Consider the following 18,757-nt stretch of genomic DNA (forward strand, 5'->3'; position numbering starts at 1 on the left):
GCTATAATAAACAATAAATATTTTCTATTGCGTCGTTTGTCAGAAGAAAGGGTGTTTCGTATGACAAAAAAGAAAATAGAAGATTTCTTAACAAACACTGAAAAAGAGGAACTGCTAGAAAACTATAAATGTTTACGAGAAGCCCGCACAAAAAGCGAAGCTAATTATTTTGGTGAAGCAGTAGACCATCTATTAAATAAAGCAAAACAACGAATTATTAAAGATGCAGGCATACATGATGAAAATGCAGCAACAGTTCAATCAAAGAGAAAAGCACTGTTTTAGTTACATTAGCTAAAACAGTGCTTTTTATTTAGAATTTTTTCACATCTATTTCACAAATATAAGTAGTCCTATATGCTAAACTAAGTATATCCTTTTCCAAGGAACTATATGCCGATATATGAATCCCTATCTCTGTAGGGATTTTTTATTTTTGGATTCCTCATAACTTTATTACGATACCTTTATACTATTTGTCTATTTTCTTTAATCTCTGCACTCAAAGATCCCTTTGTATTATTACTCTTCTAATATTGATTTCATATGTGGTTTCTAACTGCTATTTTCATTGATAGACTAACTGCACTTCTTGCACTCGCTTTATTTGATGTCACCTCAAAAGAGGAGATATAGCTCTTTTTTATTTGTACAGGCTTTATGATACAATTCCTGTTTCACTATCTTCATTAAGCTTTTCACTTTTTCTAAACAAAAATAAAGCTCCTATATATAGTAACGCAGTAAAACTACCTATAAGTATAAAATTGTGAGATGCTGCAAATAGCAGTCCTGCTATTGCCGCTCCAATCATTTGACCAATATACATAGAAGCATTAGCAAGCGCGGCTCCTGTTCCTCTTGCTACACTAGATATGTTTTGTAAGTGCCTCATCATTAATACAAACAAAATTCCTGTCACAAAAAACAAAACAAAGAACAATAACTCCACCAATATAATGTTCTTTACATGAGGAAGTAATACATATAGCACTGCTGTAAATATAATTCCACCATAGAAAGAAAGGTTATAACCAATTTTATTTGTGATTCTAGGGCCAAAAATATTACCAGCTAAATTCCCTAATCCTAATATAAGCATAGTTGTACCTACTTCATGAACTTGTAAGCCAAATTGAATGGACAGCCATACACCAAAAAATGAAAATGCAGCAAAATTACCAGTTTGAAAAACAAAATATGCAAAATAAGAAATCGAAACCTTTGAATCTGTAAGTAATTGTTTATAGCGCTTTAAGATGTTTGTTTTACTTCCACCTATATGAACCGGTTGTATTTCTGGTAATACTATATAGATAAGAATTACAAGTAGTGTTGATAATATACCAATGACGAAGAATGGTGTTGTATAGTGTATCATTGCCAAATACGATCCAACTGGCAACCCTAAAATTTGAGAGATTGCTAACCCTGCTGTTACAATTCCAATTGCCTTTACAATTTGCTCCTTCTCTATAAGGAGCGGAATAGATGCCCACACTTGTGGAGATACAAAGGCTGCACTTACACCTGCTAAAAATCTAAATGCTAGCATCCATAGAAAACTCGGTGCCATTCCACATAAAAACGTACTTAACGCAAAAAAACTCATTCCTATTACCATCACTTTTTTTCTGTTTAAGCCATCTGATATAGGACCAGCAATAAGCGCAAATCCAGCGTATCCTAAAGCATATGAACTCACCATCCACCCTGACAGCTCAGTTGAAACATGATACACCTTCTGTAATGTCGGTAAAAGTGGTGAAATTAAGAAAGTATCTGTACCTATCATAAACATGATCGTAAAGAATACAGCTAGTACTCTTTTCATTTAAACCTTCTCCTTTTATATAAAAAGAGGGAAGTCCCCCTCTTCTCAACTAATCTTCTAAAATAGATTTAATTTCTTCCATAACCTTTTCATTCAATGAAACTTCCACCGCTCTTACACTTTCTCTTATTTGCTCCGCTCGTTTCCCACCAGGAATAACAGTATCAATGCCTTTTTTATTTAATAGCCATGCTAAAGCTAAATGTGATACTTCAAGATTCATTTCTTTAGCTAAACCTTTTAACTTCTCAACTTTTTTAAAGTTACTCTTATATGTATTTTCTTCAAATAGATTTACACTTTGACGCCAATCGCCTTCGTTTAATTTAAAATCTTCTGTATATTTTCCACCTAGTATCCCAAAAGCAAGAGGCCCGTATGGTATAAATGAAATACCTGATTCTATACAATACGGCAAAAGTTCTTCTCCAGCAGTACGATCCAACATATTATACGGTGATTGTACAACATCTATTTGTTCGTGCTGATTCGCTGCTTTTAATTGCTCTACGTTTACGTTAGATATTCCAATTGCACGAATTTTACCTTCTTCTTTTAGACGAGCAAGCTCTCCAATTGAATCTATGTAACTTGTTTCTGGATTTGTAAAATGTAAATAATATAAATCAATATAATCAGTTTGTAATCTTCTTAAGCTATTTTCCACAGCATTTCTTAAATAGCTTCGTTCATTATTAATATAAACTTCTCCATTTAATAACGGCTGTATTCCACCTTTTGTAGCAAGTACAACTTCTTGACGTTTTCCTTTCAATACTTCTCCTACCAATTCCTCTGATCTACCGAGACCGTATGAATCCGCTGTATCAAAAAATGTAACCCCTCTTCTTCTATTAATCGTTTTCCTTCTTCTTCGTTCACATTAGCATATAAATTATGCCCCCCTACAGCATTTGTTCCTAGCCCTAACTTCGAAATATGTAGTCCTGCCTTTTGCAATTTGGTATATTTCATTTTTTCTCCCCCTATATTTCTATTGTTCGAACATATTCGAACAATAGAAATATACCACTTTATATGTTATAGTGCAAACTATATTAACTTATACAAGCAGGTGAAAAAATGCGTACTCTCTATCATCCAAATCGAGAAGAAATTCAATTCTCTTCTGTCTTATACGCACTTAGCGATCAAATTCGTTTACAAATTGTAACGATGCTATTAGAGAAAAATGAACAATCTTGTGGTGCGTTAAACATTCCAATTGCGAAATCAACTTTATCTCACCATTTCAAGGTTTTACGTGAATCCGGTGTTATGTATACACGCATTGAAGGAACACAACGTTTCATTTCAATTCGTGAAGATGACTTACATGCTAGATTCCCTGGTTTATTAGACGTCGTATTACATGCGACAGAACCATACTAAAAAACATCTCATATTCATATGAGATGTTTTTTAGTATGGTTCTATTCTTTTAATAAAATGCAACTTTAATCAGAAGGAACTTTGTTCATCACACACTAGAAATATATACGCTTCATTCTTTTTCACTTTATTTTTGTACTGGATCCTTTGGACACTTTAATTATTTGATTACATTTTATACACATCATTAATATAGGGCCGCCTATCTGTTTCAATTCCTGTAGTTGCTTATGCTCACACTCCTCCATATTATTACCTCCCTTATCATATAATTAGGTCATTTTGTAATCACCATCACTACTAAGTTCATTCCTTATTTAACCTCTGAATAAAACGTTTAAATGCCGATATCCCTTCGTCATCTCGTTTAAAAACGCCAGCATCTTCAAGCGCCTGTATAAATTTCTGTCCTAATTCTGCTCTTACTATCTCCTGTACATTTTGTTCATGTATCCGATGGTAATATTTGATTTTTAATTGTTCAGCCCATCGTATATGAAGCGTTGGAATATCACTTGGAATGTTAAGTAAGAATTTTTCCACTTCCTGAAGTTCTGTTTTTAAACGCGCCGGAAGTACTGCTAACCCCATTACTTCAATTAGACCGATATTTTCCTTTTTAATATGCTGTATTTCCGCATGAGGGTGGAAAATACCTAGCGAATGTTCTTCACTTGTACGATTGTTCCGCAAAACAAGATCCAATTCGTACATACTATTCCGGTAACGAGCAATCGGAGTTATCGTATTATGTGGAATATCATTCGTAAATGCAAATATATTAACAGATGGATCACTATATCCCTTCCACCTCTCTAATATGTACTCCCCTGCATTTACTATTTGTTCTATGTCTTTACTTCTTAAGCGAATAACTGACATAGGCCATTTAATAATAGAACATTGCATTTCTGGAAAGTTAGTTAGTTCAAAAATTAGGTCGTTTGATGCATTTGCCATAGCAAATTCATAGTTTCCACCTTGATAGTGGTCATGTGTTAGAATAGATCCTCCTACAATTGGCAAATCTGCATTGGACCCAAGGAAATAATGTGGGAATTTTTCTACAAATTTTAACAAACGTAAAAATGTTTGACGGTCAATTTTCATATCTCGATGTTCTGAGGACAATACAATGCAGTGTTCATTGAAGTATATATACGGAGAATACTGTAGAAACCAGCTTTCATCTGTAAGATTCATCCGGATCATACGATGATTCGAGCGTGCTGGATGTCCAGTTCTGCCTCTATATCCTTCATTCTCAATACAAAGTAAACATTTTGGATAATTTGTACTTTCCAATACTCTCTCTCTAGCAATTTGTTTCGGGTCTTTTTCCGGTTTTGATAAATTAACTGTTATATCAATGGCACCATATTCCGTATTTACTTTATAATTTATATTTTTGGCAATTTGCTTCATTTGTATATAGTTGCTGTTTTTACTTAATTCATAGAAGTAATTTGTCGCAGCCCTCGGATTTTGTTCGAATTTTTTATAAAATAGAGTATTAATAACAGACGGTTTGGACATAAAAACATCCATAATTGCACTTGCTAAGATTTCTCTCTCGTCCATTACTGACTCAATGACTTTATGCATACAAGCATATTCAATTAACTCTTCCAATAACTCTGAAATTGCTTTCTTTGCAGATGCAGACGCTTCCACTACAAAGTCCTCTAAACGAAGTAAAGAAAGAATTTTATTCCTTGTATATATTTCATCTTCTTGTTCAATTAATTGAATTTCAATAGCTCGATCAATTAACTGCTGAATAGCTTGATATATCATCAGTATATACCTCCTCTAACCTTATAGCGGTTTTCGTTGTTACGATGCAAGTTCTATGTACCTTTTATAATTTTATGAACAGACGTATGGGATAACCACCGTTCTAATATACCTTTTGCTTTCTCCAAAGAAGCTATTAGCATACTTGAATCGCCCGTTTAGTAAGCTATTTTGTTACATTATACGTACGTAAAAACACTTCTACAATCAACATCTTGTCGTATTTTTTAGACATCTTGCTTTTCACTTTTAACATCTCACTAAAAACATAAAAAGGTACATTTTTTGAAGAACGATTTCTGACGATTTAATAAACACAATAATACACAGAATATAAAACTACCTTTATCTTAAACCCTAATCTTTATCTCTGTGCCCCTCCCCTGAAGGTAGCTTTTCAATAATAAACACATCTGCTCCAGTATCGCCGCCGTTTAATTTTTAATGAGCTTCTCAAATAAAATAATCCTAGATTTATAAGCCAGAATTATTTTTTATTTATCTTATTTTCAACATTACAAAAAACAATATTTCTAAAAAACAGAGCAACATCTCTCTTGTGTAAGCTTTTCACAAAAAGTAATCTATACCTGTAAAGAACCATCAATGTCAAAAGTACCAAAATGAAAACGAGGGGGTACACATGAAAAAATCAAAAAAGAAATTCAGGAGGACGATCGCAACACTTGTATCGGGTTGTGTCGTAGGTTCTACTTGTTTTACAAATGCTTCCCTAATCCAAGCTGAGGGAACCACGGATACTATACAAGCTGAAAATCAAATCATTTCTCAAAGTCCAAATGCGGTTATTTCATCTAATCAAATGAACGTTCTTGTTGATGTAAATTTTCCAAGAGTCATTCAATACGATTTAAAATCTGGAAATGATGCAGGAAAGACTTTTTACGGACAGACTGAGGCATTAGATACAATCCTTATTAATGACGTAGCAGTAAAACCAAAAGTCAAAGCAAAAGTTTTATCAGATAAAGTAGTATATGAAATGACGGTAATAGACACTAATAACAATATTTCTGCGGTTATTACTGCTGAGTTCGTTGTTAAAGAGAATATATTAGAATTCAATATTACAAAGATCGTCGACAACAAAATTGTAAAAACTATTGAAATTCCAAATCATCATTTAATTTCTGTAAATAACAGTCAAAAAGATGCAGTGCTAGACGGCGTACAGATGTCAACAAATACACGTATTAATGGTGACAGACAGGTAAAGGTTGATGAAAATTTAAATACGAAAGATGAAGAGCAAAAAGGATATATGTATGCTTTTCTTTCTACTGATGAATTAAGTGCAAGTATATGGTCTAATACGGAGAATAGTTTAGTAAAAAAATTGGCTCCAGATTCTTATGCTGCAAAGACTGATGCTCAAAGAATTACGGCAAATGCTACGACTAATAGTGCAGGAAAAAAAACAATTGGTCTAAGTAGTACCTTCTGGACGTATCAAAAGTCAGAAGAACATCGTAAAGAAGATGGCACTCTAGAGCTAAAGGACGGGACAGTTAATAAGGTAGATGAAATGCCGTCTGTGAAGGTTATCATTACTGCTGACGCTAATGATGATAAAAAAATAAACTGGCAAGACGGAGCAATTGCTTATAGGAAAATTATGAACGAACCTCTAGGAGCAGAAAAAGTTCCAGACTTAGTTGGTTACCGTGTTAACATGAACTTTGGCAGTCAAGCCCAAAACCCTTTCTTAATGGCTTTAGACGGAGTGAAAAAATTTCACCTAAATACTGATGGACTAGGGCAATCTATTCTACTGAAAGGTTATGGTAGTGAAGGACATGATTCTGGTCATTTAAATTATGCTGACATTGGAACCCGAATTGGCGGTGCAAAGGACATGAAAACATTGCTAACGAGGGGTAAAGAATATGGGGCAACTTTTGGTGTTCATGTGAATGCAAGTGAAACGTATCCAGAGTCAAAATATTTCCAAGAAGATCGTTTATTAAAAAATCCAGATGGAACTTATAAGTATGGTTGGAACTGGATCGATCAAGGAATAAACATTAATGCTGATTATGATTTAAGAAATGGCAGAGCACAACGATTCAAAGATTTATATGATGCTCTTGGTGGCAAGAAGAATGAATTAGATTTTATTTATGTAGACGTTTGGGGTAATGGACAGTCAGGTGATAATAGTACATGGCCGAGCCGTCAATTAAGTAAAGAAATAAATAGTTTAGGTTGGCGCTTAGGCAGTGAGTGGGGATATGCGAACGAGTACGATTCCACATTCCAACACTGGGCAGCCGATTTGACTTACGGCGGGTATACCTTAAAAGGTATTAATAGTACCATCACTCGTTTCATTAAAAACCATCAAAAAGATGCATGGATTGGTAACTATCCTAAGTATGGAGGCGACGCAGATGCTCCATTATTAGGTGGATACAGTATGAAAGACTTTGAAGGTTGGCAAGGTAGAAGTGACTACAAAGCGTATATTGATAACTTATTTGCGGTGAATGTTCCAAGCAAATTCATTCAACATTATAAAGTAACACAGTGGGAAAATGGAAAAGCAGTTGAAATGATAGATGATAAACAACAAACTTACAACTGGGTACCAGGTATGAAGACAGTATTAAAGGACGAATCTAGTGAAAATACACTTACAATTGAAAGAAAATCAAATGATTTTGCAAATGATAAAGATGGCTATCGAACGAGAACTATGACATTAAATGGCAAGCAAATATTTGAAGGTAAACCTGGTGACGAAAAGTATTTATTCCCATGGTCTTGGGATCAAAATGGTAAAAAATTATCAGCAGATAATGAAAAATTATATCACTGGAACACAAACGGTGGAAAAACAACGTGGACTGTCCCTACTGGTTGGCAAGGTACCGTTAAAGTGTATGAGTTAACAGAATTAGGTAAAGAGAAAATGAAAAATGTTAAAATTGAAAATGGAAAAATCACATTAGATGCAAAAAAATCTACTGCATATGTAATTTATAAAGGGCCAAAATCCAATAAAGATGTTAAATGGAGTGAAGGAATGCATCTTATAGATACTGGATTTAACAGCAATTCCCTAAAAGATTGGAAAATCAAAGGAGACTCACAAGCAGTTAAGATTACGAAGAGTGAAGGTAATAATAATATGCTAACAATCTCCAATAATAAAAAGAAAGTAAATGTTACTCAAAAATTAACAGACCTAAAACCTAATACAAAGTATGCTGCATATGTTGGTATAGACAACCGAAGTGAAGCACAAGCAAGCATCACAATTACTTCTAACGACAAACAGTATACGAATAGTACTGGTAAATCTATCGCTAAAAACTATGTAAGAGCATACGCACATAATACACTAGGCTCTGAGCAAGCAAAAGCTGATGGTCAAATGACTTCAACTGTGGATGGAACAAGTTACTTCCAAAACATGTATGTATTTTTTGAAACTGGTAAAAAAACATCCGATGTAACAATTGATTTATCTAGAGATGCTGGAAATGGTGCAAGTTACTTTGATGATATTCGCATCGTGGAAAGTAATTCCGAAAACCAAGTAAGCAATAATAAATTCGTACAAGACTTTGAAAATGTTGTACAAGGCATCTATCCGTTTGTAATTGGTAATATTGAAGGCGTAGAAGATAATAGAACACACCTGTCTGAATTACATGCACCATATACACAAAGAGGTTGGAACCAAAAAATAGTAAATGATGTTATCGCAGGTAAATGGTCACTTAAAACAAATGGATTAACGGAAGGTGATGCTCTTGTTTACCAAACTATCCCTCAAAACTTCACATTTAAACCAGGAGTAACGTATAAAATTACTTTTGATTATGAAGCAGGTAGTGATGGAACGTATGCAGTAGTGACAGGTAATGCTCCATTTGAAGAAAAAGGAGTATTGACTAAGGAGGCATTAAAATCAACCGCAAGCAGTGATAAGAATACAAAAGCTGGCACATATTCCTTTACTTTAACAGGAGATGGATCGGGGCAAAGCTGGTTTGGGATTTATTCCACTAATAAAGCAGCTAATACTAACGGTGTGAAAGGCTCACAAGCTAACTTTAACGGTTATAAAGATATTATGCTTGATAATCTAGTTATTGAAGTAGTGTCAAATAAATAGAATCAGTTGTTATAATTTGAAAGAGGTTGTCTCAAAAGGTCATTACAAATGATCTTTTGGAGACACCTTCTTTTTTTATAATCTATAAAGTAAAACTTTAATCAGTGGGGGTTTTGTTCATCCCCCACTGATTATTAGTTGAACCAATCGGGCTTTTACGGGCAGCCTGACCCCCACCTAACTTCTTTGCTTTCGCTGAATTTTGAGGTGGGGGTCTTACTGCCCGTTAAATGCGGGATAAACATAAGAGTATCGTTCCTTTCTTTCCATCATTTAGTTATGATGACATACTTAAATCAAAAAGAGGTTAACCCATATAGCTACTCAGCTACTTTTAGGTCACCCTCTTTTCATTCGCAATATTACTCGAACGATAAAACTACTTTTATCTTAATAGAGATTTTTACCTCTCTGTCCCTCCCCTTGAAGTCACCTTTTCAATACGTAAATTATCTAAAATAAACGTACCTGCTCCGGTATCCCCGTTTAAATTCGTTCCATCACTGAAAATTCCAACATAAGTTTGACCGTTCTCAGAACCTGTCACAGTAAACTGTGCTGTTTTTGTATCAGTAGATGCAGTAAGAGTGTTATTCACACTCAATCCCTTTGCACTCGCAATGTCTCGAACATCAATTTCTTGATCCCCTGAAATAAAGCGGAATGCATTTGCTGTTGTTTGGTAGTCAAATGATACTTTATAAGTTACGCCTGGTTCGAAACGATAATTTTGAGGAATAGTACGGTACAGCAAACCTTTGTTTCCAGTGTTCACTTTAACGGACCAATTCCCACCTAATACATCATCGACTAATTTTTTGCCTGCCCATCCTTTTTGCGTATATGGAGCATGCAATTCAGACAAATGAATTCTGTTGTCTTCTACCCCTTCTGTGTTCCCAATAACAAATGGATAAATTCCTTGTACTACCATTTCAAAATCTTGTTTAAATTCCGTCGGTGAGACATGATTTTTTAAGGACTTTTGAACGATCCGAATATCATCAAATTTTGTGTTTCCTTTTCCAGAATCACGGCTGAGAGTTAATTTAGCTTTATTCGTTACAACTGTAAAGCTTACTTGCATGATTTGCATTTTGCTATTGTATCCATCATTTGAGGCATGTGAATCTGCCTTAACATATTTCTTTTGCAGGCTTCGAAGTGTGTAATTGTTAACGTCTTCTTTCCCACCTGTTACTGTAATTCCGGCCTTTACATCACTATTGTTTTCAACATATACCTCTGCTACATATTCTTTACCTGGTTCCAAACCAGTAAGAACACGGGAAACAGTTGTGTCTTTCGATGGACTATCAATATTCAAGTAGTAATCTCCACTACTTACATTACGGTTGCTTCCAGTTTGATTTGTTCTGACGACGCTTACAGCTTTGTTATCCCCCTCAATAGTTGTATATGCACTTACTTTTCCTGTATTAAATCCCGCGTCATATATATGAGCACCCTTGCTCCAATCATAATCAAGAATTTCCAAACCTTTATCTCTTTTTGGTACAACAACATAAGGTGTTGCCGCACTAGCTGTCAAAGTTACCTTATTATTTACGACCTTGACTTCTTTCATATCTGCTCTACCACGATCTGTCAGTTTGTATACATATACACTAGATGCATCTTTATATTCATCTGGAAGTGTCCAAGTAGTTGTACCACCTTCCAAATTCCAATGATATAGTTTTTCAGAATTAGAAGTTGGATTTTTAAAGTCTTGTTTCACCCAAGGAATTAAATAAGTGTGTCCATCAAGTACAACGTTTCCATTCAGTGTAATCACACGTTCCCTAGAATTGTCTTTTCTAGTTACATCGACAACATCCCCATTACTTGGGTCTTTCAATTTTATTTCCTTTTCTAAGTTTGTCTTGCTTTTATCCCCTTCTACAGCTGTCCAATTCGTTACATAATATTTTTGTAAGAATTTAGTAGGTAGATTCGTATCAAATGTCATGCGAATAAAATTATCAAAATTCTTATCAGATTGCCACCCTTCGAAACCAGCTAATTCAAATCCACCAAGCAATGGATGATCAGCAGTTCCTCCTACTTCAGGCCAATTCAACACCCAAGAATCTCTTTGGTGATTGCTAATAAAGCGTAGTACTTCTGAGTTGATACCTTTGCTTTCCGGTCCACCATAGTTTTTATCGGTAGCCCAGTGTTGCCACGTTGAATAATTGGCCATAGAACCACCAAATTCCGTTGTTAGTCTCCAGCCCCTATCTTTAAATTGATCTGCTATTCTATTTGATTCCCATTGATTTTGATACCATACATCTAAATAAATAAAGTCAAGATCTGAAACAGCAGCTTTCAATTCATCTAGTCTTTTCGCACGCGCTCCAGTATACAAATCTTTTAATTTATTAATTGTATAAGATTGATCTAGCCATCCCCATCCTAAAGAATTTGGACGATCAATAAAATCATTGTTGAAAGCTTTCGCTTCAGGATAAACTTCCTGCGCATTGATATGGACACCAAATTGGGTATTATACTTATGCCCCTCTTTAATAAGCGTATCCAAATCTTTCACGCCACCCATACGCTCACCTACATTACCGTAATCCGGATGACCACTGTCATGCCCTTCGTTTGCATATCCTTTTAATAAAACAGCTTGCCCCAATTCATCTGTAGCAAGAGCAACCTTTTTAATATTATCTGCTGTTTTTAAGAATGGTTGTTGTGCTTGTGATCCGAAATTCATTGCAATACGCATTCCAACATTATTGTTTACATCTTGATATCCTTTAATGTCTTGCATAATATCACGGTATGCAATCGCCGCATCTTGCCAATCTGTCTTATTATCAGTATTCAAATCTTTAGCTATAGCTATTTTAATAGTTGGTTTATTTTTTTGTGGTTCTGACATAAAATCTCTTTGGTAATAGAGTGCACTAGAACCTATCCCCATTGCCTTAGAACCATTTTTATTTACATATCGATTTGCAACTACGTTTTTATAGCCATCCACTTCTGAACTGGACCATACACCCGCACTCAATTCGTCAGTTGACAAAAATGCAGTATAATTTTTAGTAGATGTACCTATTTCTCCCATGGAAGAATCTATGCTTACATCCACATCTCCTGATTTCCTAACATCAGTACTAATATTCGTTAATTTAGCTTTTGCACCTTTTTGCTCCGAATTTACTGAGATAACGTTCATATCAGCAAACTCAACTGTTTCAATTTTTGCACTACCATTATTTTTAATTTCATCGAAACTATAAATAACTTTATTATCATTTACTTTCAAAGATACCTTAAATACAGCATCAAGATTTTTCATTTCATCCACAACTTTTAATGTATATAGCACTTCACTATCGCTTAACTTTTCAAAGCTTACTTTAGGATAGTATAAGGAACCATTTACTTTCAATCCGTACACAGGTGATTCTTGCCCATTCATTACTTTATTGCCAACTTTGTATTTCACAACCCGTGGGAACACTTGATCAATTGTGACATCCATATATTTTGACTTTAATACATCTTCTACTGGTGGAGTATCTGGAGGTTTTGGCGCACTGTATTCTTTGATTTTGATATTAGAAATCGTAATATCAGCAGCACCTCGGCTTTTTTCAAACCCTAGCCCCCCCGCTTGATCTACACCACCAGTTAAAGTCCAAGAGTCTACCTTTTTATCATCAATGTATAACGTCGCAACATCGTCCATAAATACTAAACGTAAATGGTATGTTTGTTTTGCTTTTAACGGCACGTTTGAAGTCATCGACGTCCAATTGTTTATAGGTCCAAATGTTTCACCAAAATACTGATCGTTCGTATCCCCTGTTCCTACATATGTGTATGCAGATGCATTTTGAACACGATAAATGAATCCAAAGCGATTCATCTTATCAGTATTAGTAGTAACATCCGCTTCAAAAACACCATTTTTAATTCCTTTCATTTGGTTGTAGACAATTCGATTTTTTTGGGTAGATGTAACACCAAAAGTTGCTGAACCATCTTCATTATAGGTAACTTTTCCGTCGCCAGAGATAATTTTCAAGTCGCCTTCTTCTAGTTTATTATCCGTAATGTCGACAAGTTTTTCATCTCCTGGATTCGTGCCTCCATCCTCAGGTGCATCTCCTAATTCAATGAGAACTTGACTTTTTTTATCTCCAAAAGCACCAAGTTTAACTGCTTCCTTACCTGTAAGGAGGTTCTTTACATCATTAGGCAACGTAACCGGTCCAAATAAATCTTTTCCATCTAATGTAATATTCATAGTGGTTCCGTTATAATCGATTTTTATGGAATGTGAGGTCCCAGCCTCTGGCAGTGAAACATTTGGTCTCGTTTTTAACCAATCACCTTTTCCTTGATATTTGTATTCATAGAACCATCCAAGTGAGTCGTAGCCTACAAAAACGAAGTTATTATTGTCAATATAATGAGGATAGAAACCAAATCTAGTATCTTCTCCATTGGTTTCTGGAGTAAAGGTATACGCCATCGTTCCTGCTTCTTTAGCGACTTTATTTTGCTCTTGAAAAATTGCAGCTTTAGCCCCGTTATCATTTCCAGCACCTGCTCCAAGCCTTGCATAGGACTTCCCATTTTGTTCTATTAATGCATTAATTTCGTTTCCTCCAGATGAAATTGTGACCCATGGACTAGACACATTTGCTCCTACATGTAATGGTACAATCATGCTCACTAAAAATGTCGGCACAATTAGCACAAGTGCAAGAAGGATATTAAAAACTCTCTTGAAATGCTTACTCTCCAATTCTTCTCCCCCTTTGAAATTTAAATTTCAGTTAAAAACAATACCTGCACATTCATTTTTAAAAATATACCAAAACCTGAAAGGTACCGCTTTCACTTATGTTTAGAATAGTTTTTTTCAAGCGCCCACTCAATAAAGATATTGTTTCTTTTTTTAGTTATATTGTCTTTTTAAAACGCTTACAAAATAAGGATATTATCACCTTTTCAAGGGTGTTTTTATTAAATTTCATACGATAATTAACAATCTTTGGTTTATTCACATGTAAAGGGTGCTCCCCCTTTTTTAGTCATGATCACAACTCACTTAACTGTTCTGCGCTTTCATCCTAGCATTTGTGGCCATACTGGACGCAACTAAAAAATGAGCAGACGAATGTCTACTCATTTTTCTTCATTCCATTTAAACATGGAAGAAAAGATATTGTACTAACTTTGCAGCTCAGCTGTTACTTTCACTTTAGCAAACCATGAATTAGCCGTCTCTTTCAACACGAGATTCAATTCTTCAATATTCCTTTTACCAATATCTTTTAACCAATGACGACCTGCTTGTTCACCGCCTATAGCAAACGGCATGACACCGTCTTTCCAAGTTGCCCGACCACATAATACTCCATTAAAGGTAGAACCGGATTCTTTAGCAAATTTTAATGTTTCTTGAAATAATTTTGCGCTTACTCCTGCACTAAGGAAAATAAATGGAAGCTTCGTTGCTTCACTTTGTTCTTTGAAATAAGAAGCTGCTTTTTCTTTACTGTAAACAAATTCACCTTCTGTATATCCTTCCACATAGTTCATATCTACTGGAACTTCTACTTTTAATACATCTACTTTATATTGCGGCTTTGAGAACTCCTTCATGGACTCAATCACTTTATAAGGTTTTATTTTTGCGTATGCTTTATTTTTCACATTATCACTTTCAGCATCATAAGTAACAATCTCTAAGAAAAATGGTATGTCTTCAGCTGCACATTCAGATCCGATACGTTCCATATAAACATGTTTATAGTTATTAATTTTTTCATCTTCATCGATATCATAGTAGAGTAAGAATTTAATTGCATCGGCACCTGCATCCTTTAATCGTTTCACTGACCATTCTGGTAATAAATCTGGTAGCCGTCCTACTTCTGACGCATCGTATCCAGTTTTTTCATACGCTACGATTAAGCCTGATTCTTTATCTCGGACTTTAGCCGCTGGCAAACCGTATTCCGGGTCCAAAAGAATCGCTGTTGTAAATGGTGTTAATTCCTCAGAAACTACTTCTTTAAAACGGGTAATGCCCTCATCTCCAACTTGACTCACACCGCCAGACGCAATCATTTTTTTCAATGATCCACGCTGGTCAATAGCCAATGCACCAATTATTCCATTTTCTGCAGATAAACGTTTTAGAGCTTCCAATTTATTTTTGGTTAGTTCTAACATCAACATTCTCCTCTATCAATCTATTTGTTCAACTTTAACGAGATCAAAATATTGTTTAAACTTATTCACATTAATATAACCAGTTTCAGCTTCCATCGTATTTAACATTCCTGTAGTCATCGCCGTTTTAAGAACAGTCTCGACCGTTTGATGTTGATATAGTGCCACAGCTAATCCTGCAACTGTTGCATCACCAGCCCCTACAGGATTGACCACTTCTATTTTTGGGACCATAACTCTATAATAGTCCTCGCTATGTTTAACAAATGCACCTTCACTACCCATCGATACGATAATCCACTCAATTCCAGTAAATAATTCATTGTTTAATGCTTGCTTTAGTTCTATGATTCCCGCCTCCATGTCAATGCCCAACAGCTGTGATAATTCCGCTTTATTCGGTTTGATGGCGAATGGTTTTTCTTTATGAAGCATCGCTTGTTTCAAAGATTCCCCTGACGAATCCATAATTACTGGAATTCCATTTTCATGACAGATTTCTAACATTTGATAGTAGTAGTTAGTCGGTAATCCTTTCGGTAAACTGCCCGAAATTGTCACAAGTGAAGCTGTTGTAAGTAGAAATTCAAATTTCTCTAAAAATTCAACCCCTTCTTCTTTAGATAATGTTGGCCCCGATTCTAAAATCTCTGTTTGCATCCCTTCATGAAGAATGGCGATACAATTTCTTGATTCTTTTTTGATTTTCAAAAAGTCATTTGGAATATTGACTTTATTTAATTCTTGAATAATGTATTCCCCAATCGTACCACCAAGCACACCTGTCGCTAGGACAACTTCTTCCATTTGAGTAATTACTCGCGCAACATTCAAGCCTTTTCAACCAGCAGTTTTATGAACGGCTTCCACACGGTTAACAGCATCTAACTTTAATTCATGAATCGGATAGGAAATGTCGACCGATGGATTCATGGTGGCAGATAGTATCATTGGTAATCCCTCTTTCAGAAATTTGTTTAAGCTTGAAAACGGCATACACCGTCAAGATAGGTAGCGGTTACATCCATCTCCGGTGTCATCACAATAAAGTCAGCATCATACCCCTCAGCAATCTTCCCGCATTCGCCATCAAGCTGCATACTTTTAGCTGGTGCCGTGCTCGCCATGTAAATTGCTTCCTCAGGTGTGGCAATTCCCCAATCGACGACATTTTTGACAGCATCTTTTAATTGCAAAATACTCCCTGCTAAACTTCCGTTTTTCAAACGAGCCATCCCATCTTTTACTTTCACAGGAAATTCTCCCAGCTGATACATTCCTTCCGGCATACCTCCAGCCATCATACAATCAGACACCATAACAACCTTTTCTCTACCGCGGATATTCATTAAAATATTTGAGGCAACGGGATGTACATGATGTCCATCACATATGATTTCGGCAAAAACATCTTTTAGATTCATGGCCGCTCCGACCATCCCCGGCTCACGATGATGCAATGGACTCATTCCATTGAAAGTATGAATAAAAATGGAAGCTCCTTTTTCAACCGCTTGCTTTGCTTCTTCATAAGTTGCGTCACTGTGAGCCAACGCCACTGCAATCCCTTCTCCTACAGCATATTCAATACATTCCGCCGCCCCTTTCCTTTCAGGTGCAATCGCAATTTTTTTAATAGCATTATTTGATAATTCCTGCCAAACTTTCAACATTTCAACTGATGGGTCACAAAAATATTTCGTGTTCTGTGCTCCTTTATGCTTTTCAGTAAAAAATGGTCCTTCTAAAAAGATACCTTTAATTTTTGCACCTTGTACTCTCTTGTAATTGGCACCAATCATTTCAACGACGTTATTTAACGATTCTTTTGAGGATGTTAAAGTTGTCGGTAAAAAAGATGTAACGCCGCATGACAGGAGTCCTATCGAAATTTGGTTCAATCCTTCAAAACTATTGTCCATAATGTCGTGATTTCTAAATCCATGAATATGTGTATCTACTAGGCCAGGAGCGATCCAATGTCCTCTATACTCAATAATTTTTGCCGTTTCCTTCGGCCTATTCTCTAAGAAAACACCGAATTTTCCGTCTTTTATTTCTAAAAATCCAGGCCCTATGACCATCTCTTCAAGAAAAAACTTATCTGCAAAAATAAAAATAGTCATGTATATTTCCCCAATCCTAGTTACTCATATTCGTAGATAGTAACACCTTTAACGACTCGGTTCACTGTTCCTGTCGGTGAAGGGGTATCTGGTGTATTGCCTACTTTTACTGAAGCTAACAGAGAGACTGTTTGCCCGATAATGACAAAAGGTAACGCTAAGTAAGCATCTGGTATAGACTGAGCCTCTCTGCCGAATACAAACCTACTGCCAGTATAATTAGTTTCTCCATCAACCTCGATGGCACAAATATAACTGGCAATGTTGTCCTGCTGCATTTCTTTTAACATATCTAAATCATATTGACGTGTATACGGATGGTTAGAAACAAACACAAAAACCAATGATTTTTCGTTTAGAAATGATTTTGGACCGTGTCGGAAGCCAAGCGGTGAATCAAATGCGGTTACAATTTTCCCAGCTGTCAGTTCTAATATTTTTAATTGCGATTCTTTTGCTAAACCTTCTAAACTACCAGAACCTAAGTAAATAATTCGGTCAAAATCAAAATCTACTATCTTTTGGATAATGTCTTCTCTTTGAATAACACTTTCACCCATTTGATGGATTTTTTTCACTATCTTCGATTTTTCTTCTGTCGATATAGAATCAAAAACAAGTAATGCCGTTAACGCCATACAAGTATAACTTCCTGTCATTGCAAAACCTTGATCATTTGATTTTTCAGGCATCAATAGCAATAAATTTTTTTCATTATTCATGGCCCTTTCGGCTAATTTTCCATCTTTCGCACAAGTAATCGTTATTTGATACAAATCGGTTACTATTTGCTCAGCTAATTGTACAGCAGCAACACTTTCCGGACTATTTCCGCTTCTAGCAAATGAAACGAGTAAGGTCGGAAAATCCTTTTTGAAAAATTGATAAGGATTTGAAACTAACGTAGTTGTCGGAATGCTTAGTACTTCCCACTGTTGTTCATCGACTTTTTCTATTAAATAAGGGGTGACTGTATCACCGACATAGGCAGACGTTCCAGCGCCTGTAAAAATAACTCGAACCCGGTTGTGTTTCGTTACAATTTTTTGCAAAAACTCTTCAATTTCCTCGCTTTTCTTCATATACAGAGCAAAGGTTTCAGTCCATAAATCAGGCTGTCGTCTTATTTCCGCCGTTGTTATCGCTGCGCCTAACGAAACTAATTTGTCTTGACTTAATGTAAACATATTTGTCCACTCCTCTACCTATTTGCCATCATTCTCTCCATAAAAGAAGACCAGCACGCCC

The 18,757-nt window shown here is 35.6% G+C and carries 9 protein-coding genes and 3 pseudogenes; 3 read left to right on the top strand and 9 right to left on the bottom strand.

The annotated features are described in order from the left end of the window. Positions 1-60: 60 nt before the first annotated feature. On the top strand, positions 61-285 hold the full coding sequence (locus DT250_RS17425) for a hypothetical protein (RefSeq protein ID WP_000162604.1): 225 nt from the start codon (positions 61-63) through the stop codon (positions 283-285). Between the two features lie 28 nt (positions 286-313). Here DT250_RS17425 and DT250_RS32695 read toward each other — a convergent pair. The 3 genes and pseudogenes from DT250_RS32695 to DT250_RS17440 all read right to left on the bottom strand — a co-directional run bounded on the left by DT250_RS32695 (position 314) and on the right by DT250_RS17440 (position 2,809). Beyond that, positions 314-506: pseudogene (locus DT250_RS32695) on the bottom strand (hypothetical protein). Positions 507-658: 152 nt separating this feature from the next. After that, positions 659-1,834, bottom strand: a complete 1,176-nt coding sequence (locus DT250_RS17435; protein WP_088063098.1) for an MFS transporter — start codon at positions 1,832-1,834, stop codon at positions 659-661. Between the two features lie 49 nt (positions 1,835-1,883). After that, positions 1,884-2,809 (bottom strand): annotated as a pseudogene (locus tag DT250_RS17440) (aldo/keto reductase). Between the two features lie 108 nt (positions 2,810-2,917). Here DT250_RS17440 and DT250_RS17445 point away from each other — a divergent pair. Continuing rightward, complete coding sequence (locus DT250_RS17445; RefSeq protein WP_064474209.1) at positions 2,918-3,226, top strand: ArsR/SmtB family transcription factor; 309 nt, start codon at positions 2,918-2,920, stop codon at positions 3,224-3,226. Positions 3,227-3,532: 306 nt separating this feature from the next. On the opposite strand, the gene galT is transcribed toward DT250_RS17445, so the two are convergent. Beyond that, positions 3,533-5,023, bottom strand: coding sequence for a UDP-glucose--hexose-1-phosphate uridylyltransferase (galT, locus tag DT250_RS17450; protein ID WP_149213405.1), 1,491 nt, complete (start codon positions 5,021-5,023; stop codon positions 3,533-3,535). A gap of 643 nt (positions 5,024-5,666) precedes the next feature. Between galT and DT250_RS17455 the strand changes: the two genes are divergently transcribed. Further along, a complete protein-coding gene (locus DT250_RS17455) occupies positions 5,667-9,167 on the top strand; it encodes an endo-alpha-N-acetylgalactosaminidase family protein (RefSeq protein ID WP_149213406.1) in 3,501 nt (1,166 codons plus the stop codon). 403 nt (positions 9,168-9,570) lie between these two features. Here DT250_RS17455 and DT250_RS17460 read toward each other — a convergent pair whose 3' ends face one another. The 5 genes and pseudogenes from DT250_RS17460 to DT250_RS17480 form a co-directional block, all read right to left on the bottom strand. Continuing rightward, positions 9,571-13,947, bottom strand: a complete 4,377-nt coding sequence (locus DT250_RS17460; protein WP_149213407.1) for an endo-alpha-N-acetylgalactosaminidase family protein — start codon at positions 13,945-13,947, stop codon at positions 9,571-9,573. A 428-nt stretch (positions 13,948-14,375) separates the two neighbouring features. Continuing rightward, on the bottom strand, positions 14,376-15,383 hold the full coding sequence (gene lacD / locus DT250_RS17465) for a tagatose-bisphosphate aldolase (RefSeq protein WP_098088384.1): 1,008 nt from the start codon (positions 15,381-15,383) through the stop codon (positions 14,376-14,378). A gap of 15 nt (positions 15,384-15,398) precedes the next feature. Next, positions 15,399-16,334: pseudogene (gene lacC, locus DT250_RS17470) on the bottom strand (tagatose-6-phosphate kinase). 26 nt (positions 16,335-16,360) lie between these two features. Next, entirely contained in the window at positions 16,361-17,509 is a 1,149-nt protein-coding gene (nagA, locus tag DT250_RS17475; protein ID WP_149213408.1) for an N-acetylglucosamine-6-phosphate deacetylase, read from the bottom strand. Between the two features lie 20 nt (positions 17,510-17,529). After that, on the bottom strand, positions 17,530-18,696 hold the full coding sequence (locus DT250_RS17480) for an SIS domain-containing protein (protein ID WP_149213409.1): 1,167 nt from the start codon (positions 18,694-18,696) through the stop codon (positions 17,530-17,532). Positions 18,697-18,757 lie beyond the last annotated feature (61 nt).

The sequence above is a fragment of the Bacillus sp. AR2-1 genome (assembly GCF_008368755.1).
Classification (GTDB): Bacteria; Bacillota; Bacilli; order Bacillales; family Bacillaceae_G; genus Bacillus_A; species Bacillus_A wiedmannii.